Source organism: Caulobacter mirabilis (assembly GCF_002749615.1).
Classification (GTDB): domain Bacteria; phylum Pseudomonadota; class Alphaproteobacteria; order Caulobacterales; family Caulobacteraceae; genus Caulobacter; species Caulobacter mirabilis.
The window spans coordinates 3219369-3244994 of record NZ_CP024201.1 but is presented as its reverse complement, the minus strand read 5'-3'; the positions used below and the strand labels follow the sequence as shown (position 1 = coordinate 3244994).

The 25626-nt window shown below is 68.1% G+C and carries 19 protein-coding genes; 12 read left to right on the top strand and 7 right to left on the bottom strand.

Annotated elements, in window-relative coordinates:
• Positions 1 to 2 precede the first annotated feature (2 nt).
• Together CSW64_RS15550 and CSW64_RS15545 are read right to left on the bottom strand one after the other, a co-directional pair.
• Positions 3 to 1421, bottom strand: coding sequence for an MATE family efflux transporter (locus CSW64_RS15550; protein ID WP_099622954.1), 1419 nt, complete (start codon positions 1419 to 1421; stop codon positions 3 to 5).
• Between the two features lie 319 nt (positions 1422 to 1740).
• The gene (locus CSW64_RS15545; protein WP_099622953.1) at positions 1741 to 2355 is read right to left on the bottom strand and encodes a LuxR C-terminal-related transcriptional regulator; all 615 of its coding nucleotides are present in this window, start codon (positions 2353 to 2355) and stop codon (positions 1741 to 1743) included.
• 349 nt (positions 2356 to 2704) lie between these two features.
• Here CSW64_RS15545 and CSW64_RS15540 point away from each other — a divergent pair, with 349 nt between their 5' ends.
• The 7 genes from CSW64_RS15540 (at position 2705) to CSW64_RS15510 (ending at position 16872) form a co-directional block, all read left to right on the top strand.
• Positions 2705 to 4213 (top strand): ATP-binding protein, encoded by a 1509-nt coding sequence (locus CSW64_RS15540; protein ID WP_099622952.1) that lies wholly within the window; start codon positions 2705 to 2707, stop codon positions 4211 to 4213.
• A gap of 599 nt (positions 4214 to 4812) precedes the next feature.
• The gene (locus tag CSW64_RS15535; protein ID WP_099622951.1) at positions 4813 to 7527 is read left to right on the top strand and encodes a TonB-dependent receptor; all 2715 of its coding nucleotides are present in this window, start codon (positions 4813 to 4815) and stop codon (positions 7525 to 7527) included.
• Positions 7528 to 7598: 71 nt separating this feature from the next.
• Positions 7599 to 8342, top strand: a complete 744-nt coding sequence (locus CSW64_RS15530) for a hypothetical protein (RefSeq protein WP_099622950.1) — start codon at positions 7599 to 7601, stop codon at positions 8340 to 8342.
• Entirely contained in the window at positions 8342 to 9076 is a 735-nt protein-coding gene (locus tag CSW64_RS15525; RefSeq protein WP_099622949.1) for a PepSY domain-containing protein, read from the top strand. Before CSW64_RS15530 ends, CSW64_RS15525 begins: the two co-directional genes overlap by 1 nt.
• A gap of 14 nt (positions 9077 to 9090) precedes the next feature.
• On the top strand, positions 9091 to 9822 hold the full coding sequence (gene hutC, locus CSW64_RS15520) for a histidine utilization transcriptional repressor HutC (protein ID WP_099622948.1): 732 nt from the start codon (positions 9091 to 9093) through the stop codon (positions 9820 to 9822).
• A 157-nt stretch (positions 9823 to 9979) separates the two neighbouring features.
• Entirely contained in the window at positions 9980 to 11356 is a 1377-nt protein-coding gene (locus CSW64_RS15515) for an IPT/TIG domain-containing protein (RefSeq protein ID WP_099622947.1), read from the top strand.
• Entirely contained in the window at positions 11353 to 16872 is a 5520-nt protein-coding gene (locus tag CSW64_RS15510) for an IPT/TIG domain-containing protein (protein WP_099622946.1), read from the top strand. Before CSW64_RS15515 ends, CSW64_RS15510 begins: the two co-directional genes overlap by 4 nt.
• Positions 16873 to 16950: 78 nt before the next feature.
• On the opposite strand, the gene CSW64_RS15505 is transcribed toward CSW64_RS15510, so the two are convergent.
• The 3 genes from CSW64_RS15505 to CSW64_RS15495 all read right to left on the bottom strand — a co-directional run bounded on the left by CSW64_RS15505 (position 16951) and on the right by CSW64_RS15495 (position 18936).
• Positions 16951 to 17646 (bottom strand): glutamine amidotransferase-related protein, encoded by a 696-nt coding sequence (locus CSW64_RS15505; protein WP_099622945.1) that lies wholly within the window; start codon positions 17644 to 17646, stop codon positions 16951 to 16953.
• A gap of 97 nt (positions 17647 to 17743) precedes the next feature.
• Positions 17744 to 18130 carry a hypothetical protein gene (locus tag CSW64_RS15500; RefSeq protein WP_099622944.1) on the bottom strand — a complete coding sequence of 129 codons (387 nt, stop codon included), beginning with the start codon at positions 18128 to 18130 and terminating at the stop codon, positions 17744 to 17746.
• Positions 18131 to 18216: 86 nt separating this feature from the next.
• Positions 18217 to 18936, bottom strand: coding sequence for a GNAT family N-acetyltransferase (locus tag CSW64_RS15495; RefSeq protein ID WP_099622943.1), 720 nt, complete (start codon positions 18934 to 18936; stop codon positions 18217 to 18219).
• Between the two features lie 170 nt (positions 18937 to 19106).
• On the opposite strand from CSW64_RS15495, the gene CSW64_RS15490 reads away from it, so the two are divergent.
• From CSW64_RS15490 to CSW64_RS15480, 3 genes are read left to right on the top strand one after another with little or no spacing between them, the layout of a single operon-like run.
• Positions 19107 to 19448: an ArsR/SmtB family transcription factor gene (locus CSW64_RS15490; RefSeq protein WP_099622942.1), complete on the top strand. Its 342-nt coding sequence runs from the start codon at positions 19107 to 19109 to the stop codon at positions 19446 to 19448.
• A gap of 1 nt (position 19449) precedes the next feature.
• Entirely contained in the window at positions 19450 to 19941 is a 492-nt protein-coding gene (locus CSW64_RS15485) for an SRPBCC family protein (RefSeq protein WP_099622941.1), read from the top strand.
• A complete protein-coding gene (locus CSW64_RS15480; RefSeq protein ID WP_099622940.1) occupies positions 19941 to 20621 on the top strand; it encodes a DUF998 domain-containing protein in 681 nt (226 codons plus the stop codon). The genes CSW64_RS15485 and CSW64_RS15480 overlap by 1 nt, the downstream gene beginning before the upstream one ends.
• Before the next feature lie 19 nt (positions 20622 to 20640).
• On the opposite strand, the gene CSW64_RS15475 is transcribed toward CSW64_RS15480, so the two are convergent.
• Entirely contained in the window at positions 20641 to 21771 is a 1131-nt protein-coding gene (locus tag CSW64_RS15475; RefSeq protein ID WP_150131432.1) for a helix-turn-helix transcriptional regulator, read from the bottom strand.
• 183 nt (positions 21772 to 21954) lie between these two features.
• Between CSW64_RS15475 and CSW64_RS15470 the strand changes: the two genes are divergently transcribed.
• Positions 21955 to 22623, top strand: a complete 669-nt coding sequence (locus tag CSW64_RS15470; protein ID WP_099624290.1) for a response regulator transcription factor — start codon at positions 21955 to 21957, stop codon at positions 22621 to 22623.
• The gene (locus CSW64_RS15465; RefSeq protein ID WP_099622938.1) at positions 22610 to 24526 is read left to right on the top strand and encodes a sensor histidine kinase; all 1917 of its coding nucleotides are present in this window, start codon (positions 22610 to 22612) and stop codon (positions 24524 to 24526) included. Before CSW64_RS15470 ends, CSW64_RS15465 begins: the two co-directional genes overlap by 14 nt.
• A gap of 51 nt (positions 24527 to 24577) precedes the next feature.
• Here CSW64_RS15465 and CSW64_RS15460 read toward each other — a convergent pair whose 3' ends face one another.
• Complete coding sequence (locus tag CSW64_RS15460) at positions 24578 to 25450, bottom strand: DUF3313 domain-containing protein (RefSeq protein ID WP_099622937.1); 873 nt, start codon at positions 25448 to 25450, stop codon at positions 24578 to 24580.
• Positions 25451 to 25626: the final 176 nt, after the last annotated feature.

Sequence of the window (25626 nt, the reverse complement as noted above, 5' to 3'; positions counted from 1 at the left end):
CTTCACAGCGGCAGCTTCGTCCGCGTCAGCAGGTGGAAGCGCAGGCACATGGCCACGGCCGCCACCGCCAGCCCGAAGGCCAGGCCGATCCACACCCCCAGGCCCTGCATGCCCAGGTAGACGCCGAGGAAGACGCACATCGGGGCGCCGAACAGCCAGTAGCTGACGCCGGCCAGGATCATCGGCGTGCGGGCGTCCTTCAGGCCGCGCAGCGACTGGGCGCCGACGACCTGCAGGGCGTCGACCAGCTGGAAGGCGGCCGCGACCTTGAGGAACAGCGCCGCCAGGGCGATGACCTTCAGGTCGTCGGGCTCGCGGCCGGCGATATAGAGGCCGGCGATCCAGTCGCCCTGAAAGAACATCAGCACGCCGAACAGGCTGATCAGGCCGGCGCCGACGATCATGGCCACGAACCCCGCGCGGCGAGCGCCCTCGCGGTCCCCCGCCCCGGCGAAGCGGCCGACGCGGACGGTCGCGGCCATGGCCACGCCCATCGGGATCATGAAGGTCACCGACGCGAAGTTCAGCGCCACCTGGTGCGCGGCCAGCGGCGTGCTGCCGAAGGTCCCGACCACCAGGGTCATGGCGTTGAACAGCATCGCCTCGAACAGCATGGTCACGCCGATCGGCATGCCCAGCGTCAGGATCTCGCGCAGGGTGCGCCAGATCGGCCGGCCGAACCGCCGCAGCACGCGGTAGCGCCGCAGCGTCGGCGTCGCCCGGACCACAATCAGCATCAGCACGAAGGCCCAGATCGCCGACATCGAAGTGGCCATGCCGGCCCCGACCAGGCCCAGCTTCGGCAGGCCGAAGTGCCCGAAGATCAAGGTCCAGGCGACCAGGCCGTTGAACAGGATCGACGACAGCATCACCCACAGGGCCGCGTTCGGCTTGCCCAGCGCCGTGGCGAAGTTCCGCAGCACCTGGAAGCCGAACGAGAAGGGCAGGCCGACGCAGAGCATGGCTGTGAACAGGCCGGCGCCGCGCGCGAGCTCCGGATCCTGGCCGAGATGGGCGAGGATCCAGTGGCTCGAGAGCAGGATCGGGACCAGCGGCAGGCTGAGCAGGATCGCCCCCCACAGCCCCATGCGGACGATGCGGCGGACGCCGGCGCGGGCCTTTGGCCGGGCGCCGATCAGTTGCGCGACCAGCGGCGAGACCGCCGAGGCCGGGCCGCTGCCGATCAGCCAGCAGAAGTAGTAGACGGTGTTGCCGATCGCCGCGGCGGCCAAGGCCTGGGTGGACAGGCGGCCGAGCAGGACGACGTCCGTGGCCAGGATGGCCATCTGGGCGAGCTGGGTGAACACCAGTGGGCCGGCCAGGACCAGCAGGTCCTTGGCTTCGGCGACGAAGCGGTCGCGGCGGGCGCCGGCTTGGGCGGGCGGGGCCGCCGTGTCGGTTCTGTTCAGTTCGTCGATCATCGACCGGACTTTCGTGTTTGAACCCGAGGTCGCGGCGTCCGGCGGCAATAAAAAACCCTCCGGAGCGGCGGCTCGGGAGGGCGGTTAGGGCCTGGCGCGGATGGACGCCTAGACGACTTTGACCTCGCGAGCACGGACGGCGCGAACGCCGCGCGGGGCGGCGGACGGCGGGGTCCGAAGCAGTTTGCAGGAGATCGTGGTCACGGGTCTCAAGCTCGCGGAGGCGGGTCCGGTGCGGACCAGAGAGGCTTCCCGGGTACGCTCGCCGGCCCGGTGTGTCAACACGCGGCGACTTGGCGGGCGTGATCCTGGGGCGCGATCAGTCCTGGACGACGTGCGCGTCCCGGCCGAGCAGGGCGGCCTCGGTGCGATTGCGGGCGCCGGTGGCGTTGAGGATGGCGTGCACATGCAACTTCACCGTGGCCTCGGCGATGCCCAGGTCGACGGCGATCTCGCGGTTGGACTTGCCCTGGGTCAGGCCGCGCAGCACCTGCAGCTGGCGAGGCGACAGGGCCTTGGCTCGGCCGCCGTCGTGGTCCGCTTCGCCGTCGCCGTCGACGGGATGATAGACGCCGCCGGCCGCGACCAGGGCGATGGCGGCGTCCATCAGCGCTCGAGTCGAGGTCTTGGTCAGATAGCCGCGGGCGCCGACCCGGCGAGACCGCTCCAGATTGTGACCGTGACGACGGCCGTCCAAAGCCAGAACGGGGCGGCCGTCGGCGCGTTCGATCAACAGCCTGAGGCCGGAATCGGTTTGCAGGCCCGGCGAGGAGAGGTCGGCGACGACCAGGTCCGACCGTCGCTGCGCCAGCATCGACAGTCCGCTCTCCAGGTCCTTGGCCAGGCGAACGTGGGCGCCGGCGAACCGCTTGCCGATCAGCTCAGCGAGGGTTTCCCGGAAGACCGGCTGATCATCGATGATGAGGACATCCATCTAGTGGAGATCGCCGACGGTCGGGGTCCAGGGGGCGGCGCGCGGAGCGGCCCCCACGGTCGGATGGGGGCTTTTCGCTTCACGGGCGAGGTTCAATAGATCGAAGGATATACCCCAGATAGTATGATATAATCCGTGCATATCATTAGTATAGTGAAAACTCGTCCGCTCGTTGAGCGAGATATCACGGTGTTATCTAGAAAGCCATATATCAAAGTAAGCAAATTTTCGGTTCTAGGTTTACAGAGAATATATGATGAATACCTCATTACTTCCGACGACTCGGGGTGGAGTGCTCTGACCCTTTGCTCGTCGGGGTGTGGTCGCGTCGTGGGCGAGGACAGTTGGCATGCGGGTCTCCAGACAGGTTGGGTCTTTATCCGACGGCTGGAGCGGCGGCCCGCTGCGCGGCGTTGATCCGGCGACGTTGAGAGGGCTGCGCCGGTTGGTGGCGACGGTCGACGGCCGGCTGCGGGTGACCTCGCAGGTCGCCGTCGACCTGCTCGGCCGGCAGGTGCGCGACGTGTTTCCGGCCCAGCGGACGCTGGATCAGTATTTCCCGTTCGAGCCGCTTCGTTCAGCGATGCGGACGGGGGTGGCGCGAGCGCTCGCGGGGGATCCGGTGTCGCTCGACGCCCACACCGACGATGGCCGAGGCGTCAGCTTCGCACTGATGCCGAGGTATGGCGGGGGCGGGCGGCAGGACGGCTTCTTCCTCATGGCCGAGGATCGCGCCGTCGGCGACGTCGATCGCGCCAGGTCGCGTTTCCTGGCCGCCGTCAGCCATGAACTCCGCACGCCGATGAACGGCATTTTCGCCGTCGCCGACATTCTTGCCGGTCGGCCGCTGCCGTCGGCGGACTTGGAGCTGGTGGAGATCATGCGCCGATCGGGCCGCGACCTGCTTGATCTGCTGAACGAGATCATCGACCTGTCGCGGATCGAGACCGGCGCCATGCGCCTGTCGCGAAAGGCCTTCTCGCCACGTGAGCTCCTGGAGTCGCTGGAGTCGGTCTGGACCTTGGCCGCCTACGCCAGGGGGCTGGATCTTCGTTTCAGTATCGAGGGCGCGCCGGAGCGGCTGGTCGGCGACCCGGTGCGGATCAAGCAGGTCCTTTCGAACCTCCTGAACAACGCCATCAGATTCACGCCGGACGGCCATGTCGGGCTGGAGGCCCGGGCGACGCCCGCCGGGGACGGCCGAGTCCTGCTGAGCCTGTCGGTCAGCGACACCGGGCCGGGCATCGATCCCGAGTTGCAGGATCGTCTGTTCGACCCGTTCGTGACCGGCGGGAGCTCGCGCGTCGGCCCCGGCCTGGGTCTGGCGATCAGCCGCGAGCTGGTCGGGCTCATGGGGGGCGCGATCCGCGCCGTCTCGGCTCCCGGCGGAGGGGCCCGCATCGTCGTGGACATCGAGCTGCCGGAAGCCGAGCCGACGATCGCGGCGGCCCCGCTGGCTCGACGTTCGGGCGAGGTCGGGCGGGCCCGGGTGCTGGTGGCGGAGGACCATCCGGTCAATCGCCGGGTCATGGCGCTGCTGCTCGATCATCTCGGCGTGGAGCACGAGATGGTCGAGGACGGCGAAGCCGCCGTGGCCGCGGCGCTTCGCGGCGGCATCGACCTGATCCTGATGGACCTGCGAATGCCGCGCATGGACGGCATCGAGGCGACCGTGGCCATCCGCGCCGCCGGTCTGGAGACGCCGATCCTGGCGGTGACCGCCGAGGCCTCCGCCGAAGAGGAGGCCGTGATGCTGGCGGCCGGCATCGATGCGGTGCTGCCCAAGCCGATCAGCCTGGCCGGTCTGGCCGAGGCGCTAGCCGTCGTCATGAAGCGCTCGGAGCCGGTCGGGGCCTGATCGTCAGAAAATTCCGCGCCCGGATGAGGGAGCGGTCCAGCCCGCGCGTATCGATAGGGAGCGGGTCCTCGCGGAGCGCCGTTCGCAGGCGCGTGTTCGCCATGCCTGTACGAAAATGACCGCCGGTCGAAGATAGTCTTCGAGCGGTGAATTTATGTATTCAAATCAAAATCACCACCACAAATTGATATTTGTTGCCAAATGCACCCCTTGGCGCGCATTTGGAGGCGGCGTTTCGCCGATAGATGCGCTTCAAATATTCCACACCGTTGTATGCATATTGTTCAACGTGGGGCGAGTTGTCGCATTTGCTGCCAATTTTCCACACTTTTCATCGAGAAATTTGGCGACGACAAAAATAACCGTCATAGTGCTCTGGCGGGCGGTTCGATGGGAGGCGTTCTCCAGTTTGAATGGCTTTTGTGGGCCAATTTGGGGGGGCGGGGAGATTTTCGGCAATCCTATTTCGCTGCGGTCAGCTGGATATGTATATACATGTCTTGACGGGCGACCTTCCTGAAACAAGACAGTTCGGCCCATCAGCACGGCTGCTGCTCGCGTCGGCCGATGCTTGGGGTTGAACAAGAAGGGGGTGGCCAATGCGCCGGAACTCGAAGCGACTGCTGTTGGTGGGCGCCGTCCTGACGGCGACGATGATGGGGGCTCAGGCCTTGGCCCAGGAAGCGGCCAGCGAGGTTGAGGAAGTCGTCGTCACCGGCAGCCGGATCAAGCGCCAGGACATCACCGGCGTCGGTCCCGCGACGGTGGTGACCGAGGAGCAGATCGCGCGCACCGGTCTCAGCAACGTCGAGAGCCTGCTGCAGCGCCTACCGGCCTCCGCGGGGGCCGCCGGCAACCAGACCAACGCCTACTGGACCGGCAACGGCTACGGCACGGCGCAGGTGAACCTGCGCGGCCTGGGCATCAATCGCACCCTGACCCTGCTCAACGGCCGCCGCGTCGTGAACGGCGGCACCGGCGCCAACAGCGCGCCCGACCTGAACATGATCCCCTCGGCGATCATCGGCCGGATGGAGGTGCTGAAGGACGGCGCCTCGGCCATCTACGGCGCCGACGCCATCGCCGGGGTGGTCAACATCATCACCCTGCAGGAGTTCGAAGGCCTGAAGATCACCGGCAAGTACGGGATCACCGGCGAGAACGACGGCGCGGAATCCACGCTCGACGTCCTCTGGGGCATGAAGGGCGACCGCGGCAGCGTCGTCGCGGCGCTGACCTACCAGAAGACCGACGAGGTGAACCTGGCCAGCCGCGCGCCCTGCGGCCTGGCGGAGCTGACGCCGGGCAAACTGAGCTGCTCCTACAGCGGCTCCACCGCCGGCGGCCGGGCCCGCCTGTCGGCGCCCTACACACTGCCGGGCGGGACGGTCCTGCCGGCCGGCAGCTTCATCAACTTCAACCAGACGCCCGGCAACTCGATCGAGGCCTACGACAACGCCAAGCACGGCTTCAACTCGAACGCCTATCTGAACGCCGTCTCGCCGATCGAGCGGATCAGCACCGCCCTGATCGCGAACTACAAGCTGAACGACAGCGTCGACCTGTTCGCCGAAGCCTTCTTCACGCACCGTGAGAGCGCCCAGCTGGCCACGCCCGGCACGCTGCGCAACATTCCGATCGCGGCTTCACACCCGACCAATCCGACGGGGCAGGACCTCTTCCTGGTCCAGCGCCGTCTCGCCGAGCCGGGGCCGCGCCACTTCTTCCAGGAAACCGACACCTATCGCTTCGTGGCCGGAGCCAAGGGCGAGTTCGGCGACAACTGGAGCTGGGAGGCGGCGCTCAACTGGGGTCGCAACACGGGTATCGACGGCAACACCAACATCGCCAACCTGACCCGCGTGGCCAACACCCTGAACACCTCGGTGTGCGGCAACGCGCCGGGCGCGCTGATCCCCTGCGGCGATTACCTCGGCGCCGACCTGACCAAGCAGGTTCTCGACTACATCCTGGTCGACACCCGCGACGCCGGCGGCAACGAGCAGCGCAGCTTCACCGGCGGCATCGCCGGGACGCTGTTCGACCTGCCGGCCGGCCCGCTGGGCGTCGCGGCTGGGTTCGACGTCCGGCAGGAGCGGGGCTGGCGTGATCCGGACGCCCTGATCGTCACCGGCGAGGCCAACACCAACCAGCAGGACCCGATCGCCGGCAAGATGAACGCCAAGGAGGTGTACGTCGAAGTCTCGGCGCCGCTGCTGGCCGACCTGCCGCTGATCAAGCGCCTCGAACTGGACGCCGCCGTCCGCTACTCGGATTACGATCTGTTCGGCGCCAACGACACCTACAAGCTGGGTCTGAACTGGACCGTCGTCGACAGCCTGCGCGTCCGCGCCACCTTCGGCACCGGCTTCCGCGTGCCGAGCGTGCCGGAACTGTTCGGCGGCGTGGCCGAGGGCAACCTGACGACCACCGACCCCTGCAGCCGCTACGCCACCAGCACCAATGCGGTGCTGAAGGCGAACTGCCAGGCCTCGGGCGTGCCGAACAATTTCGTCCAGCTGGGCACCACCATCCTGACGACCGTCGGCGGCAACGAGAACCTGAAGCCGGAGTCGGCCGAGACCTTCACCCTGGGTCTGGTCTGGCAGCCCGAATTCGCGAGCGGCCTGTCGGTGACCGTCGACTACTTCGACATCAAGATCACCGACGCCATTCGGTCGATCCCGGGTTCGACCAAGCTGGCGGTCTGTTACGCGACGCCGAACCTGGCCCACCCATTCTGCGCCCCGTCCAGCTTCACCCGCAGCACGCTGACCGGCGAGGTGAACTTCCTGTCCTCGCAGCCGGTGAACACCGGCGAGGAGCGGATGAGCGGCGTCGACATCGGCGTGCGCTACGGCTTCGACCTGATGGGCCGCCGCGCCACCCTGGACTGGAACACCACCTATCTGGGTGAGTACGTCGTCACCCCGTTCCCCGGCGCCGAGGAGATCCGCTACGACGGTCGCGTTGGCGGCGGCACGGGCGGCTACCCGCACTGGCGGTCGAACGCGGCCTTCTCGGTGCAGGACGAGCGCTGGACGGCCACCTGGTCGGTGCAGTGGATCGGCGAGGCGCAGGACTTCAACGCCCAGCCCGGCGAGATCGGCTACGAGGCGCCGAACGTCTTCTATCACAACGCCCAGTTCGCCTATCGTCTGGGGGACAACGCCGACATCGCCTTCGGCGTCGACAACCTGTTCGACGAGAAGGCGCCGTTCGTGAAGAGCTGGACCGACGGCAACACCGACACCATGACCTACGACCTGCTCGGCCGCCGCGGCTACCTGCGTCTGAGCTACCGCTTCAACTAGGGCTTCGCCCATACGCCGGGCGGGGATCCCTCGCCCCGTCCGGCGGACTTTCCTTTTCGGGTGAGACTCAAATGGCCCTGCGCTTGCCGGCACTGGCCCGGCAGACCCACAAATGGCTCTCGCTGATCATCGGCGTTCAGGCGGTGCTCTGGACGTTGAGCGGTCTCTATATGACGGCGATCCACATCGACATCATTCACGGCGACCATCTGGTGAAGCCGGCCAAGGCGGAGCCGATCGCTCTGGCCGGCCTGGTCGAGCCGACCTCGCTGGTTCCCGGCGCCACCACCGGCGTGCGCCTCGAGCGCCAGCTCGGCCAGCCCGTCTACATCGTCGACACGCCGATGGAGCGCAGCCTGTTCGACGCCCGCACCGGCGCCCAGCTGTCGCCCCTGGGCGAGAGCGCCGCCCGCAGCCGGGCGGAGGCGCACTACGCCGGCGACGGCGCGGTCAAGACGATCGACCTGCTCCACGAGGCGCCGAGCGAGATCAAGGGCCGTCCGGTCCCGATCTGGCGCGTCGAGTTCGAGGGGATGTGGCGGCCGACGCTCTACATTTCGCCCCAGACCGGCCTGCTGGTGGCCAAGCGGCATGACCTGTGGCGTGGGTTCGACTTCGTCTGGATGTTCCACATCATGGACTACAAGGAGCGGACCGACATGAACAACCTGCTCCTGCGGATCTTCACCTGGCTGGCGGTGGCGGGCTCGCTGACCGGCGCCTGGCTGCTGTTCTACAGCTTCCGCAAGCGCAAGCGGCCCAAGGCCAAGGCGGCCGCCAAGGCCAAGCCCGTGCAAGCCGGGGGAGCGGCCTGATGTTCCTGATCCGCACCCTGCACAAATGGTTCGGCCTGATCCTGGGCCTGCAGTTCCTGCTGTGGTCGATCAGCGGGGCGATGATGGCCCTGATCCCGCACAGCAAGATCGAGAGCGAGCACACCATCCGCGAACCGGCGGTGATGGTCGCCCCCGAGCAGGCTCTGCCGCTGGCCGCCGCCGAGCGCGCCTTCGGGGCGCCGGTGACGGGGTTGAAGCTGCGCCCGCTCGGCGAGGGCTTCGTCTACGAGGCGGCCACGCCGGCCGGCACGAAGCTGATCGACGCCGTCAGCGGCGCGCCGGTGATCATCGACGCCGCCCGCGCCTCGGCTCTAGCCGCGGCGGCCTACAGCGGCGACGCCAGGATCGTCTCGGTGCGCAAGGTGGCCGAGGCCAGCGTCGAGACCCGCCGCGTGCCGCTGCCCGTCTGGCGCGTGGAGTTCGACGACCGGGAGCACACCACGGTCATGGTCTCGGCGACGACCGGCAAGGAGGAGGCCCGCCGCAACGACTCCTGGCGCCTGTGGGACATCTTCTGGATGATCCACATCATGGACTACACCGATCGGGACAACTTCAACCACCCGCTGATCATCACGGTGGCGACGGGGGTGACCTGGCTGGCGCTGAGCGGGCTGATCCTGCTGTTCCGGGCCTTCCGGCGGTCGGACGTGTCCTGGGTGCTGGACCCGATCGAACGGATGCGTGACGCTCGCAAGTCGCGGGCGGGTTAGTCGGGGAGGGGCGGATGACGACGAGCGGAACCCTGCACAAACGCATCCGCTCCGACATCGCCGAGCGCATTCTGTCGGGCGACTGGCCGCCCGGCCACCGCATCCCGTTCGAGCACGAGCTGATGGCCCAGTACGGCTGCTCGCGCATGACGGTGAACAAGGCCCTGACCCCGCTGGCCGAGAGCGGCCTGATCGTGCGCAAGCGCCGGGCGGGGTCGTTCGTCTCCCGGCCGCGGATCCACTCGGCCGTGCTCGACGTGCCGGACATCCAGGCCGAGATCATCGGCCGGGGCGAGGTCTACGGCTACGAGCTGCTGTCGCGCCGCGTGCGCAGGGCCCTGCGCAAGGACGCCGAGGAGTTGGAGCTGGCCACGCCCGGCCGCGTGGTCGCCCTGCGCTGCCTGCATCGCGCCGCCGGCCGCCCGTTCGCGCTGGAAGAGCGGCTGATCGGCCTGACCGCCACGCCGGAAGCCGAGGCGGTGGACTTCACGATCACCCCGCCGGGCACCTGGCTGCTGGGTTTCGTCCCCTGGACCGAGGCCGAGCACCGGATCAGCGCCGTCAACGTGTCCCGCTCGACGGCCAAGCTGCTCGGGATCCACCAGGCTGGGGCCTGCCTGTCGCTGGAGCGTCGCACCTGGCGGGGGCGCGAGGGGGTGACCTATGTCCGCCTGCTGTTCCCGGGCGAGCTCCATGACCTCGTCGCCCGCTTCGAACGCCCCAGCGGCCAACGCCTGGATTTCTAACGACAGGCGAAAGTTACACGCAATCAGGACGTTAGAGCGCCGAGGTTGCATTTTTACGAATTGTTAGCTTGAGGCGTCGCGGCCGGTTTGCTAGCGGCACGGTACGAGGCGCCCGTTTTCTGGGCGCCGAAGGGGGGCGGCTCCTGCCGCGTTGAGTATGGTTTCGGTGGCGTTGCGCGGTTTCGCGCGGCGCGCGGGTTCGCGCGCGGCTTGGATTTCTCCCTTGAAGGCGGTCGGCCTGGCGTTCGCCTGGTGCGCGGCGCTGCTCGTCGGCGCGCTGGGGGCGACGCCGACGCCGGCGTGGGCTCAATATGGGCAGGGCGCGCCCGAAATAACGAGCGTGAGCCCTTCCGCGGGGCGTGTCGCTGGTGGCGAGACGGTCACCATTACAGGCGTCAACCTTCGTCCGATACCCGGCCCCGGGATCACCGTAAGATTCGGCGGAACGCAGGTCATGACGTTGCGGGAAGATCCAACGTTCATTGAGGTTCGGACGCCGCCGGGCGTCGCTGGGACGACAGTGGACGTTGTAGTGACCACCTCATATGGATCCACCCCGGTCACCGCCGCCAGCAAGTTTTCCTATGCCGCAGCGCCGGTCATCACCTCGGTCAACCCGGGCTACGGCCTGCATTCTGAGACGCGTCAGGTCGTCCTGACCGGACAGAACTTCACGGGCGCGAGAGGCGTCAGCTTCGCCGGCTGGGGCGTGCCGTTCACCGTCGACAGCGACGGCCAGATTACGCTGACGACCCGTCCGGTGGCCCAGGGGGTGAGCGCCGACATCATCGTCACCGGCGCAAGTGGAGAGACCGCTCGGACGATCTATCGGGCGACGGGGCCCGCCAAGGTCACCACCGCCACGATCTATCGTGGGCCCGCGGGGTCTGAGATCACCTACACCGGCGTCGGCTTCACCGGGATGACGTCCGTCACCATCGGCGGTGTGGCAGCCAGCTTCAGCGTCACGAGCGATACGGAGCTGAAGGTCACAGTCCCAGGCGGTCTCGTTTCCGGCAGTCACCCGGTCGCGATGACGACCCCGATGGGGACCGCCACGGCGGCATCGTTCTACGTTCTCGGCGCTCCTATCGTCAGTTCGATCGGCTTCAACGAAAGCGCGCCTGAAGGCGGCAACATGCTGACGATCAACGGCGTCGGTTTTGCTCAGCCGCTGACCGTCAAGTTCGGCGAGGTCGCATCGCCGAACGCGATCTTCTATCGCGAAGACTTCATCGTCGCCGCAGTGCCACCCGGCGTCGGCCAACAGCAGGTGACCGTCACCACGCCGCACGGTGTTAGCGCGACCGGGCCTGCGACGGCCTTCACCTACGTGAGCGAGCCTCGCGTAAACAGCCTGGGACTGAGCCGCGGCCCATCCACGGGCGGCGATGAGATTGAGATCTACGGCTACAACCTTGGCGGCGCGACTGCGGTCCAGTTCGGTTCCGCCAGTGCGACCTTTGTCGTTGTGTCCAGCAGTCGGATCCTGGCTGTGACCCCCCGGGGACCGGAGTCGTCGACGTCGTCGTGACGACGCCTCTCGGTGTCACGGCGGCCAGCGCGAACAGCAAGTATAGCTACGAGCAACTGCCTGCCATCCGTTCAGCAAGCCCCACTTCCGGCCCGGAAGAAGGCGGCACCGTCGTGCGTCTCACGGGCGGCAACTTCACTGGCGTGAACCGGGTGCTGTTCGGGGCTAAGCCGGCCGCCAGCTTCACGGTCGAGAGCGACACTCAGATCACCGCCACCTCGCCCTCCGGGACGGGCACTGTCGATATCGTCGTGCGCAACACGCATGGCCAGAACACGAGCCCGTGGTCCGCGACCTTCGTCTACCTGCCGAAACCGGTCGTGTCGGGCCTCAGTCAGAGCAGCGGCCCTGCCGGAACGGTGCTGACTATTTCGGGCGGCAACTTCGGCAACGCTCCGGTCGTCAAATTCGGCGGCGTTCAGGCTGCGGTGATCGGCAACACCTATCCCTGGGCCTTGACCGTTCGTGTTCCCAACGGCTCCGGTCAGGTTCACGTGACCGTCCAGGGGCCCGGTGGCGTAAGCGCAACCTCGGCGGCGTCGCTGTTCACCTATGACGGCGGGCCGGTCATCAACAATCTGGCTCCAGCCAAGGGCAGCGTCCTTGGCGGCACCACTGTCCAGGTCAATGGCTTGGCCTTCACAGGCGCGACGGCGGTGACGTTCGGTGGCGTGCCTGCGACCTCGTTCACCGTCGATAGCGGCGGCCGGATCACGGCGGTCGCTCCGGCGGGAGCGGCCGGAGATGTGGATGTCGTGGTGACCACGCCGAGCGGATCCAGCGCCGGCAAGGCTTTCACCTACGTGGGACTTCCGACGATCTCGTCGATCCAACCCAACGGATCGGAGTTGCGCATCAACGGCAGCGCGCTCGCGGACACCACGAGTGTGACATTCGGCGGCGCGCCCGCGGTCGTTCGCGTCAGCGACGCCTACAACATCTATCTGACGCCTCCCGCCGGCGTTCCTGGGCAGTCCGTGGACGTCGTCATCACGACGATCATGGGGACCAGCACGCCCGACGCCCGTTCGCGTTACACCTATCCCGGGCTCCCGGTGGTCACCTCCGTTTCGCCGCATGTCGCGCTTTCTGGGGCGAGCGTGACGATCGCGGGCGCCTATCTTGCCGACGTGACCGCCGTGCGGTTCGGCGCGCTGGATGCGGCGATCGTTTCCCGGACGGCGACTTCCCTCACCATCACCGCTCCCGCCGGCGTGACGGGCGAGACGGTTGATGTTCAGGTCACCAACGGTGCAGGCCAGAGCGCGATCACCTCCGGTTCTCGGTTCACCTACGCCGGCGTTCCCACGGTGACGGCGATCTCTCCGGCGACCGGGCCGGCCGCCGGCGGAACCCCGATCACGATCGATGGGACGGGATTCTCCAGCAACGCGAAAGTCGCCTTCACGGACCATTTGACGGCCTATGCGACGAACGTCGTCGTAGTCAGCCCTACCCGGATCACGGCAGTCTCGCCGGCCGGGCGGGGGCGCGTCAACGTTCGCGTCATCACCCACGACGACACGAGCGCCGGGGGCACGAGCGCGATCAGCTCGGCGAGCGTCTTCAACTACGTCGGCGGTTCGCTTGTCGAGTCCGTCAACCCCGGCAGCGGGCCGGCGACTGGCGGCACGACAGTTCGCATCAACGGCAGGGACTTCCTGCCGGAATCAACTGTTACGTTCGGCGACAAGCCTGCCGCGAGTGTGACCTATGTGAGCCCAACTCTGCTTGAGGCGGTCTCGCCTCCGGGCAGCAACGGTAGTGTGAGCGTCTACGTCAACACCAACGGCTATACCGGCCCCACCATAGGAACCTTCACCTACCAAGGCGGCGCGCCGACGCTGACCAATGTGAGCCCGCCGCGAGGTGCCGTCGCCGGCGACACCTATGTCAACCTGTCTGGCTTCGGCTTCAGCGCGGTGACGCAGGTTCTGTTCGGCGATGTGAGCGTCCCGTTCAGGTCTGTCCACGATACCTTGATTTTGCTCAACAGCCCTCCGGGCCGTCAGGGCGACGTCGTGGAGGTCAAGGTCGTCAGCGCAAATGGGGCTAGCGCACCGGGAGCCGGAACGCGGTTCGCCTTTGGCGAGCCGCCTGCGATTTCCTCCTTCACCCCGGCGTTCAGCTATCCGGAAGGCGGCGCGAAGATCACCATTACCGGCGCGAACTTCACCGGTGCGACTGGCGTAAAGTTCGGGGATACGCCGGCGACCTCATTCACGGTGTTAAGCGACACTCAGATTACCGCGGTTGCGCCCGCTGGGACGGTGAATGACGGCACGAAGCTCCGATACCTGACGGTCGAGTCTCCCACTGGGTCCGGACGGTCGCAGTTCTGGTTCAACTACCTGGATCCGATCACCATCGAGACCAAAACGGTGGCGGCAGGCGTCGCCGGACGTCCCTATCGTCAGGACATCAAGCTCTCGCCGCCGCTGGGGTCGACCAATCAGATCCTGAACGGCGTCCTTCCGGCCGGGCTGTCGATAAACGGCAACGGCGCCCCGATCCGTATCGAAGGCACGCCAAAGGAAGCGGGTGTCTTCTCGTTCACTGTGAAGTCGACCGTCGACTATGGGCGTGTGGCGACGCAGGACTACACCCTTGAGATCGCCAAGCCGACGCTTGCCCTGGCTCTTGCGACGTTGTCCGATGTTGTTCAAGGGGTGGCCTATAGTCAGACCCTGATCGCCACCGGAGGCGTCGCGCCCTACAGCTTCGCGGTGACGGCTGGAGCGCTGCCGGACGGCCTGAGCCTGGACGCCCGCACGGGCGTGCTCTCCGGCACGCCTGCTAGCTTTGGCCCCTACAGCTTCACCGTTACGGCGTCAGATTCGACTGGAGGGACTGGTCCCGCTTCTATCCAGCGCCTCTACGAAGGCGTCGTGGAGGGCATCCGTCCGGTCGCAGCAGATCGTGTGGAGACGGCCGACTACGATCAACCGACGGCGATGGACATGACCTTCTCGGTCAGCGGCCAGACGCCGACCGGGGTCGAGATCGTGACCCAGTCTGCGCACGGCGTGGCTAGTGTCAGCGGAATGGTGATCACCTATACGCCGACCAAGGGCTACGTGGGCGCCGACACCTTCACCTACACGGCGAGCGGCGGCGGCAAGCTCTCGAACGTCGCCACGGTTTCGGTGCGGGTCAATGCGCCGGATCTTAGGATCATCCCGGTCCTTCCGAACGAGATGAGGCAGGCAGTTCCCTACGCCGGAGTCCTGACCGTAACGGGCGGGGCTGCTCCCTACACCTTCTCGGTGATGTCGGGCGCGCTGCCGACGGGCCTGACTCTCTCGCCTGATGGGGCCATCACCGGCGTCCCGACGGCGTCTGGGTCGTTCTCCTTCACCGTCAAGGCCGTCGACGCCAGCACCGGCCTCGGCGCGTGGACTCAGGCTTCCTACTCGTTCACCGTCGGCGTTCCGCCGGCCCCGGTGGCGGAGCCGAAGGAGGTCACCGTCGACATCAAGCCGACGCCCAACGGCGGCGGCTCGGCCGAGATCGACCTGTCCACGTCGGTGCAGTACGCCTCGGGCATCCAGATCACCCGCCAGCCCTCGCACGGGACCCTGACCGTCGACGGCTTCAAGGTGACCTACACGCCGACCCCGGGCTACTTCGGCCAGGACAGCTTCGACTATGTGGCGGTCCCGATCGCCAACAACCCGAGGGCGCGTACGGCTCGTGCAGCGGCGGCCGGCGCCACGGTGACCCTGACCATTCCGGCGCCGACCCTGGTCTTCGGCCAGACGACGCTGCCGAACGGCGAGGAGAAGGTCGCCTACAGCCAGACGCTGACCGCGTCGGGCGGAACGGCGCCCTATCGGTTCGTGGTCACCACCGGCGCCCTGCCGGCGGGGCTGACCCTGTCGCCGGCCGGGGTGCTCTCGGGCGTCCCGACGGTGGGCGGAAGCTTCGGCTTCACGGTCACCGCCACCGACTCCTCGACAGGGACCGGGCCGTTCTCGGTCGCCCAGGCCTTCACCCTGTCGCTGAAGGCCGCCGTGCCGCAGCTCGCCGCGCCCATCGAGGCGTCGACGATCCAGGGCCGGGAGGTCGTCGTCGACCTGACCGCGGGCGCCCGCGGCGGGCCCTTCACCGCCGCCGCCGTCGTCAGCGTGACGCCGGCCGGGGCGGGCGAGGCGAAGATCGTCGAGACCGGAACGGCCGCCGCGCGCGGCTACTCGCTGGCGTTCAAGTCCAGCGGGACCTTCTCCGGTTCGGCGACGGTGATCTACACCCTGAGCAACGCTTCCGGCGTCTCCGCGCCGGGCGTGGTCACGGTCAAGGTCGAGGCTCGCCCTGACCCGAGCCAGGATCCCGACGTGCGCGGCATCGTGACGGCCCAGGCCGACGCTGCGCTGCGGATGGCGGAAACCCAGATCGGCAACTTTGGTCGCCGGATGGAGAGCCTCCACTCGGGCGGATCGCGCCGCTTCCAGCAAGGGATCACCCTCGGCTTCGGCTTCGCCGACGGCGGGCTGGTCGATCCCTGGACGCAGCGCGAGATCGACATGAACCGCCGCTTCGACTTCAGCCCGCAGGCGATGGCCGATATAGCCGCAGCCGATCCGACCAAGGGCCTGGCGCATCCGCGCGGGCTGATGGCGGGCGGCGGAACTGGCGGCGGCGGCGCGTCCGGTTCGGGCGTGGCCGGCGAAGGCCAGGTCTCGATCTGGACCGGCGGTTCGATCCAGTTCGGGCGGCGCGACGCCAAGAACGGCGGACCGAAGTTCGACTTCACCACCGGCGGGCTCAGCCTGGGCGCCGATCTGCGGCTGAGCGAACGTCTGGCGATCGGCGTCGGCGGCGGCTTCGGCCAAAGCACGGCCGATGTCGGGTCCAGGGGCTCGAGCGTCGAGGCGTCGAACTACTTCGGCGTCCTGTACGCCAGCCTGCAGCCGGTCGACGGGGCCTTCATCGACGGCATGATCGGCTACGGCAAACTGGACTTCGACACGCGCCGCAAGGTGTCGGCCGGGGTCCTGACGCCGACCGACGTCTACGCCGTCGGCAGCCGCAGCGGCGACCAGCTGATCCTGTCCGTCTCGGCGGGCTGGGACTTCCGCCGCGGCGACCTGTTCATCTCGCCCTACGCCCGGGTTTCGTCGATCACCGGCACGCTCGACGCCTATGTCGAGCGGGGCGCCGGCGCCGGCAACCTGCGCTACGAAGACCAGGACCTCAGCTCGCTGAAGATCGCCCTGGGCGCCCGCGGCGAGCGGACGTTCAAGACCGATCTCGGCCTGCTGACCCCTCGGTTCCGCGTCGAGTACCAGCGCGAGCTGAAGGACTCCGAACTGGCCAAGCTGTCGTACGACGACTGGGTGGGCGGTCCGCTCTTCTCGGTGCTCGCCGATCCGTTCGAGCGCGATCAGTGGCTCATCGGCATCGGCGGCGAGCTGCGGCGCAACCGCTCGAAGTTCAGCCTCGACTACCAGGGCAACCTGTCCAGCGGGCGCGACTTCGTCAGCGAGCTGACCGGCCAGATCTCCTTCGAGTTCTAGCCGCTCGCAAATCCAGAGCAGACGGAGGGCCGTCCGGGAGCGATCCCGGGCGGCCCTTCCGCGTTCCGGATTGCGAATTCAGGAGATGGCGAGGAAACGCTTCAGCCAGCCGCCCACGCGGGCGTTGTCGTTGGGCTGGTCGAGCGTGGCGATCGCGGCGTCGGCGAAGGCTTCGTCGATGCGGGAGCCGCGGCGGCTTTCGATCAGGGCGCGGGCGTAATCGGGCGCGAACTCGGGGTGGGCCTGGATCGAGACGGCGTTGCGGTCGGGATAGGCCAGGACGCCGAAGGGGGTGAACGCGTTGCCGCCGACCACCACCGCGCCGAGGCCGATCTCCACGACCTGGTCCTGGTGTGAAACGGGCAGGCGGATCGGCGTGGCGGCGTCCATCCAGGGCTGGGCGGCGGCGATGTCATACTGGTGAAGACCGAGGCCCCAGCCCTTGGGCGATTTGACCACCCGGCCGCCGAAGGCCTCGGCCATGATCTGGTGGCCGAAGCAGACGCCGACGATCGGAGCGCCGCCAGAGGTGTCCTGCAGGAATCGTTTCAGCGCCGGGATCCAGGGATCGTCGTCATAGACCCCCGCGGCCGAGCCGGTGACCACCCAGCCCGCGCAAGCGTCCGGGGCGCTGGGAAGGTCTCCCGCCCTGACGTCGTAGACGCGGGGTCGGGCGCCTGGGCCGAGCAGGGCGGCGATCATGTCGCCGTAGCCCTCGTAGCGATCCGCCAGGCTGTCCGGCGGTCCGCCGGTTTCGAGAATGCCGATCATCATGCCCGCAACATCGGGCGTCGCCCGCAGGCCCGCAAGGCGGCCGACGGGATGCGGCGGGAATCGCACCGTTGGGCGCGATCCCCGCGCGGGCCTGCGGTCAGGTCGCCGGCACGACCTGCAGGCCGGCGATCTTGCCGTCCGAACCGATGGCCAGGATCCAGTTCAGGGAGACGCCGGCCTCGAAGGCGACGGTCCAGGTCCAGGGGTTCTCGCCCGTTCCGACGCGGGTCAGGGTCTTCACCGGGCCCAGCGCTTTGAGCTGTTCGGTCGCGCCGGCCTGCTCCTTCATCGCGGTGACCAGGCCCTCGGACATGCTGGCGTAGTCGGGCTTGCCGGCCTGGATATCGGCGATGGTCTTCTTCAGCAGGGCTTCGGCCTGCGCGGTCGTCGGCGCGGCGGCGGCCGGGGTTTGGGCGAAGGCCGGCGCAGCGGCGAGGGGGCTCAGCGCCAAGGCGGCGGCGAGCAGGACGGCAGGGCGAAACATCGGGAGGCTCCGTTGAGAAGGCGCGCGAGGTTCTCCGCTTCTCCTCGGTGCGGCAAATGAAAGCTTTGACAGGTTTCGGGGAAGGCTCACGTCGTCCCGTCGGGCGCTTCAACAGTCCACTTTCCGTAGAGCCTGAACCCAGCCGAGGCCGCCAGGGCCACGGACGCCTGATTGTCGAGCTGGCACCGGTACTGGGGCGACAAGCCGCTAGCAAGGGCGTGGCGCGCCATGGCGTGAACCAGCGCCCTGGCGTGGCCCTTGCCCCGGTCCGCCAGGAGGGTCAGGACGCCGAGGTCGGCCAACGTCGCGCCGCCTCTCCAGGGATACAGGCTGCCCACCGCAGCCAGCCGCCCGTTCTCGAAGGCGCCGAACGCCGCCCAGTCGTCGAGGGCGACGGATGCGTCCTCCAGGTCCCGCGCGGAAGCCGCCCCCTCAAAGACCGCGAAGAGGTCGGCATCGTCCGCCGTCAGTCGCCGGACCGACGCCGGGGCGGGCGTAGAGACGATTTCCACGAGGGCCTCTTCCGGAGCGTAGAAGATGTAGTCGGCCCCATGGAGGACCACGCCGTTTCGAACCAGCGCTTCCTGAAATCCCGCGAGCGTCCAGGAATCGGACTGACCGATCAGGTCCGCGACTTCGGGCGTCAGGATCGCGCGCGCCGGCCCGGTCGCAGGCAGGAGGATCATCACCCGGAAGGCGTCGTCGACATGATCCCTGATCGCGACGGCGAGGTTGTCGACGGACAAGCCCGGCGGCGTGGGACCCAGACGTTCGGTCCAATAGTCGTCGATCCGTCTCGAAAACACAGAGTTACTCCACGCCAGCCCGACCTCGGCGCCGTTTGTCGCGGATGACGCGGCCGCGGTCCAGGCCGCAGGCCACGGCCCGCAGCCGTCCGAGGCGGCGTGAAGAGGCTCTTGACGGCGTTCGCCGATCCTTTATTTAACTGATAGCGACATTAACTGAGTGCGACATTATGGGTGACGGCGACACGATCGGACCGATCTTCAGCGCGCTCGCCGATCCGACGCGGCGCGCGATCCTGGCCCAGCTTGCGGGCGGGGAGGCGACGGTCAACGAGCTGGCCGAGCCGCTGGAGATGACGCTGCCGAATGTTTCCAAGCACGTGAAGGTCCTGCTCGACGCCGGCCTGATCCTGCAGCGGAAGGACGCGCAGCGACGGCCCTGCCGCCTCAATCCGGAAGGGTTGAAGCAGGTCGAGGCCTGGTCGCGCCGGTACATCGACGAATGGGAGGAGTCCTTCCAGCGCCTGGACGCGCTCCTCGCCGAAATCTCTGTTCAAGCGGAAGGGAACTGACATGCGGAAGGCCGAACTGACCCTGGTGTCCGACACCGAGACCCGGATCCGCCGGACATTCGACGCCCCGGTCGAGGCCGTCTGGGCGGCCTGGACGAAGCCGGAGCTGGTCAAGCGCTGGTATGGGCTGCGGGCTCTGCGGATGACGGAATGCACGATCAACCTCGTGGTCGGCGGAACCTGGCGCTGGGTGCTCGCCGCGCCGGACGGGCAGCTGATCGCCTTCTCAGGGGTCTTCAAGGACATCCGGGCGCCGCACAGCCTCACGCGGACCGAACTGTTCGAAGCCATGCCTGGAACCGACTACGTCGTCACCCTGGACTTCGAGGCGGTCGACGGTCTCACCGTCCTGACGTCGCGCATGGTCTACCAGAACAAGGAGCACCGCGACGGCCACCTCCAGTCGGGCATGGAAGGCGGCATGAACGAGACCTACGAGCGGCTGGACGAGGTTCTGGCCGACACGGCCCAGCCGGCCGGAGGCGCGGTGTGATGAGCCTGTCGACCGATCTTGCGGCGGCCAGGCCCTCCCGCTGGACCCGGGCCGTCCTGGGGCTCAGCGCGCTCTTCGTCCTGGCCTTCGCCGCGACCCACGTCCTGCGCCCCGGGCTGGACCCGTCGTGGACGCCGATCAGCGAGCATGCGATCGGCGAACAGGGCGCGGTGATGACCATCGCCTTTCTGGCGCTGGCCGCCGCCTGCGGCGCCTTGTTCGTCGCCTGGCGGCGCGCCTTGAAGGGGTGGCAGGGCGTCGTGGCCCGGATCGGCCTTGTCCTCGGCTTCCTGGGTTTCGCCCTGGCCGCGATCTTTCCCGGAGACAGCGTCCTGGCCACGCCGCAGACCACGACCGTCGCCGGGATGGTGCACGGCGTCGGGGCGGTGCTTGCCGACGGCGTGCCGCTCGCGGCCCTCTTCGCCGCCTGGAGCATGACCCGCGCCGGGGGCGTTCAGGGCCGCCAAGCCGGCCTCATGTGGCTGGGCGCGGGGATCTCGGTGAGCGGCTTCGTCGCCGTGGTGGTGGTCATGGCGACCTTCATGCCGGCCAGCGGGCGATTGGGGCCTGAGGTCCCGATCGGTTGGGCGGGGCGCTACATGATGGCGACGCACGTGATCTGGCTGGTCATTGCGGCCTGGGTCCAGGCTCGCGTGGAGCGGGCCGGGGCGGCCGCCTGACCGCAGCGCCTCAGGCGGATCAGGCGCGCAGAGGCGGCGCGGACATCGCCAGGCGGGTCAGGTCGGCCTGGCGGTGGCACTCCGTCTTCGCCTGAACGGCCTTCAGACGCGTGCGGGCGGTGCTCAACTTGATGTCCAGCGCCGCCGCCGCCTCGGCAAGCGACTCGCCGTTGACCAGCAGCTCCGCGAGCCGCGCCTCCGCCGGAGCGAGTCCGAAGCGCCTGGCGATCCAGTCGATCGGCGCGCGATGCGGCCGGTCGGGATCAACCAGGATGACCAAGACCGCGCCGGGACCGCCGTCCGGGTCGGCGCCGTAGGGCAAGGGGGCGATCATCGCGTTCAGCGGCGAAGCGTTCACGCGGGGCAGGGCCAGTCCGTCCGCCTGCAGATGGTGCGCGCAGTTGAAGACCGCCTTGTCCAGTCGGGCGTTGACCGAGTCGACCAGGGACCGCAGCCGGCCGTCGCGCGCCAGCATGACGCCGTCGCGGGAGGCGACGATGTCCTCGGCGGCTTCGTTCATGGTCACCAGACGACCGTCGCCCGCCAGCACCACGGCGGCGTGGGCCCAGGTCTGGAACACGCCGAGCGCGGCGCGGGACTGCCGACGCTCGCGATCGAGCACGGTGTGCAGGCGGAAGGCGCGCGAGACATGCGGCGTCAGCAGGTCCAGGAGCTGCAGCTGCCGCGTGCGCCGCTCCGGGTCGTCGTCATGGTCGACCAGCGACAGCGCCACCATGCGCTGCGGGCTCCGCTCGATGATGACGCCGGCGGCGTAGCAACCCAGGCCGCGCGGCCGGATGAAGTCGTTGTAGTACTCGGTGGTCTCGAGCTCCTGCATCGAGATGACGTCTTCCGAGAGCCTGGCTCGACCGACCGAGAGTCGCTCCAGCCCACGAAGGACGTAGGGGCTGGTGCGCACATAGTGCTCGGCGTAGGCCTGCTGATATTCCAGAGGAAAGTTGCGGCAGAAGCTGAGCGCCGACGATGGCCGCCCGTCCTCGTGTCCGAACAGCGTGATCCGGGAACCGGGGAAGTGGTCCTCCAGCTTTTCGAGGAAGCCGTTCCATTGCTCGGGCTGCACGGCGGCTTCGGTCGCGAGGCCGACCAGTTCCACGAGCGACGATGTCGAAAGGCCTTCCGACGAAACCACGGCTTGCGCCTCCGCCCTGATGCTTCGCCCAGCCGTTCCGCGATCAGGATGATGCCTAGTTGCCGCGCGGCGGCTCGCAGAGCAATGTTCGCGCTGTCGCAAGTTATGATGACGCTGACTCGCGCGGGCTCTGCGAAACCTTGCCGGGCTTGGGTTTCACGGTGCGGAACAGGGATGTTTGACATGAGCGCCGAGGCGACGCCGCCGCTCACCGTCGCCTTGGTGGAGGACGACGCTGGCTTTCAGGAGGCCTTCCGCAGCGCGCTGACGGACGCGTCGGACCTCTCGATCTCGGGCGTCGCGGCCACGGTGGCCCAGGCGCGGCAGATGCTGTCCGGATCCCCCGCCGACGTGCTGGTGGTGGACCTGGGCCTGCCCGACGGCTCCGGCATCGACGTCATCCGCGAAGCCCACGCGCTCTGGCCGACCTGCGCGATCATGGTCTCGACCACCTTCGCCGACGAACGCAACGTCATCGCCTCGATCGAGGCTGGCGCGAGCGGCTATTTGCTCAAGGACAGCCCCCTGCCGACCATCGTCCAGGACATCCGCATCCTGCACGCCGGCGGCAGTCCGATCAGTCCGCGGATCGCCCGCCAGGTGCTGATGCGGTTCCGTCCCGACGAGCGGCCGGCCGAAGTCGCTGACAAATCGGCGATCCCCAACCTGTCCGACCGCGAGAAGGAGACGCTGCAGCTGATCACCCGCGGCTTTTCGTTCGACGAGATCGCCGAGTTGATGGGCGTGTCGCGGAACACGGTCCTGACCTTCGTGCGCCGCATCTACACCAAGCTTGAAGTGCGCTCGAAGACGGAGGCGGTGTTCGAAGCCCGCGCCCATGGCCTTCTCTAGGGGGGCGGCGCTTCTGCGGCGCTGGGGGGCGCTGGCGGTTCTCGTCCTGGCCGTCCTGGTCGTCATCGCCTTGGGCCTGCTGTTCCAGGCCCGTTCGGACGCCGAGCGGATCACGGCCGCGCGGCGGGTCGTCGTCGACACGGTCGGCTACCAGGCGCCGCCGCCCACAAGCGACCAGGTCCCGGCGGGCGGATCGGTCGTAGCGCTGCCGCACGCGTCGTCTCCCGCCTGGGTGCCGAGCGCCGATCCGTCGCCCGATCGAATCGCCACCCAGGTCACCTGGTACAGCCTGAAGGCCTCGCCTCCGCCCGACGACGGCGAGCAGCTCTATCTCTACATCCCGCGCTGGAAGTCGGACGGAACCCTGGCGATCTACGCCGACCGGCGGCTGGTCTATCAGTCGCACGCCAATCTGCAGTGGAACGGCTCGAACCAGCCGATCCTGATCGCTCTGCCGCGTACCACGATCTCACACCCGCCTCGGACCATCGACATCCGACTCCAGCACGTCCGCGGGATCGGCGGCGCCTTCTCCTCGGTCTGGTTCGGGACGCATGAGCAACTGGCGCCGCAGTACTATCTGCGCGAGTTCTTCCAGGTCCGCCTGCCGGCCCTGTCGGCGGCAGCCTTCCTGGCCACGGGGATCTTCGCCCTGTTCGTCTGGTTCAGCCGTCGGCGGGAGGCGATCTATCTGCTCTATTTCCTGATGTCGGCGGTCTGTTTCCTGCGGATGCTGCATACCTTCGTGGGGACGCATCCGCTGGCGGTGTCCGACGCCTGGTTCGGCTGGATCACGGTCAACTCGCTCTGCTGGATGCTGGTCGTGCTGCACCTCTTCTCGGCCCAGCTGCACCGCGCCCGCCAGCCGCGCCTCGCGCTGTTCGTCGTCCTGAACGCGGTGTTCTGGACCATCGCGACTCTGCCGGGCCTGCTGGATGCGACCCTGATTTCATCGCTGGTCTACATCAACATGCTGCTCCTGGGCCTGGTCCTGGGCGTCAACGGCGCCTGGCAATCGGCCCGGGCGGGGTCGAACTTCGCCATGCTGCTGTCGGCCTGGGGACTCGTGACCCTGGCGGCGGGCCTTTACGATTGGTCGCTGCAGCAGAACCGGGTGAACATCGAAAGCGTGTTCCTGACCAACTTCACCGGCGTCGGGTTCACCATCATCTTCTGGTACATCATGTTCCGCCTCTACGTGGAGGCGCTGGAGACGGCGCAGGGAGCCAAGGCGGATCTGGCCCTGCGGCTGGCCCAGCGCGAGGCGGAGCTGACCGCCAGTCATGCTCGCCTGCGCGAGGTCGAAAACCGAGAGCTCCTGAACCAGGAGCGTCAGCGCCTGATGCAGGACATGCACGACGGACTGGGGTCGACGCTCGTCGGCGCCCTTCGCGCGCTGGAGAGCGGCGGCGCTCCCGCCGATCTCGATCTGGTCGGCATGCTGCGGGGCTGCATCGACGACTTGAAGCTGACCATCGACTCCATGGAGCCGGTCGAGACCGACCTGCTGCTGCTGCTGGCCACGCTGCGCTTCCGTCTGCAGCCGCGCCTGGAGGCCAGCGGCGTGAAGCTGTCCTGGAACGCCGGGGAGGTGCCGCCGCTCGAATGGCTGGACCATCGCCACGCGCTGCACATCCTGAGGATCCTGCAGGAGGCCTTCGCCAACATCCTCAAGCACGCCGAGGCGAGCGAAGTCGCGGTTTCGGTGAGCGCGCGGGACGGGCGGGTCGAGATCCGGGTGCGCGACGATGGCCGGGGCTTCGATCGCGGGCGTCCGTCGACCGGGCGCGGTCTGGTCAACCAACAACGCCGCGCGGAGGCCATCGGCGGGACCGTCGCCTGGGAGTCCGTCGACCGCGGAACCTGCCTGCTGCTGGTCCTGCCGGTGGGAAAGACGGGTTAGGGGCGACCCGCCCCCGCGCCTTGCGGGCGAGGGCGGACGCGCCGCGGACGGCTATCGGTCGGTCGTGACCGGGGGCTGGGCTTCGGGCTTCGCGGCGGGTTTGGCGCCCTTGTCGGCCATGCTGGGCGGCATTCCGAAACTGTCCGCGAAGAATCCGGCGACGCCGCCCTCGGTCCCATAGGCGTCGCAGGCGTCGTCGGTCTTCTTCCCGAACGTGGGGAGCTTCACGGGAGAGCCTTTGAACGGCGACTCGCCCCTCGTCATGAGGTCGCCGAAGTTCTCGCCGAAGGCCGCCGCAAGCTGATAGGCGTCGCCGATCTCGGATACGCTGGACGAGTCCCCGATCGACACCATCTGGGCGCCGCGCGACCAGATCATCGCCGCCTGCTGATTGCCTTCCGCGTCCAGGGCCTCGGCCTCGACCGTCAGGCTGCCCAGGCCGATGGGGATGCGGGGCGTCACGATCGGGATCGGGCTGACGAAGCCCACGACCATCGAGCCGGCGGCGGCGACTTTGTTGGTGGCGTCGAGACGGGTGATCGTGGCCTGGATGCTGAGATCGGCCGGGCTGGCGACGTCAACGATGTCGAACCGCGTGCTCAAGGTCTTGCACAGCGCACGATCGACGCGATTGGCCACCAGAGCGCGGTTCTCCTCGGTCAGGCCGGCTCCGACGCCGTCGCCGAACCGCGTGGCGGAGATCCGGACGGTCTTGGCGGCGAGGACCTCCTCCTTGTCGACGCGGATCTGGGAGTTCGTCGAGGCGCGGTTGGAGGGGGTCAGGCCGGAGTAGGAACTCAACGAGCCGCTGCGGGTCATGGGCGATGAGGCGCAGGCCGCCAGCAGGGCCAGGGGAATGAAGGCGCAGGTCCGGACCGCAAGTGTTCGTCCGGCCGCAAGGTCGAAGGTCGCAGGGGGGCTCATCCATTGCTCTCCAGATGATGAGGATCATTGTCTCGGACCCCCGGCGTCCGCGAACCTCTCAGGTTGCGTTGCTCCCGGTTTCGCGCGGGCGTCCTGCGACCCTCCTGTCCACCAGAGAATGGCAAACCCGTGGCATGCGAGGCGCCGACCGGCGCAGCGTCATGCGGCGGCCGTGG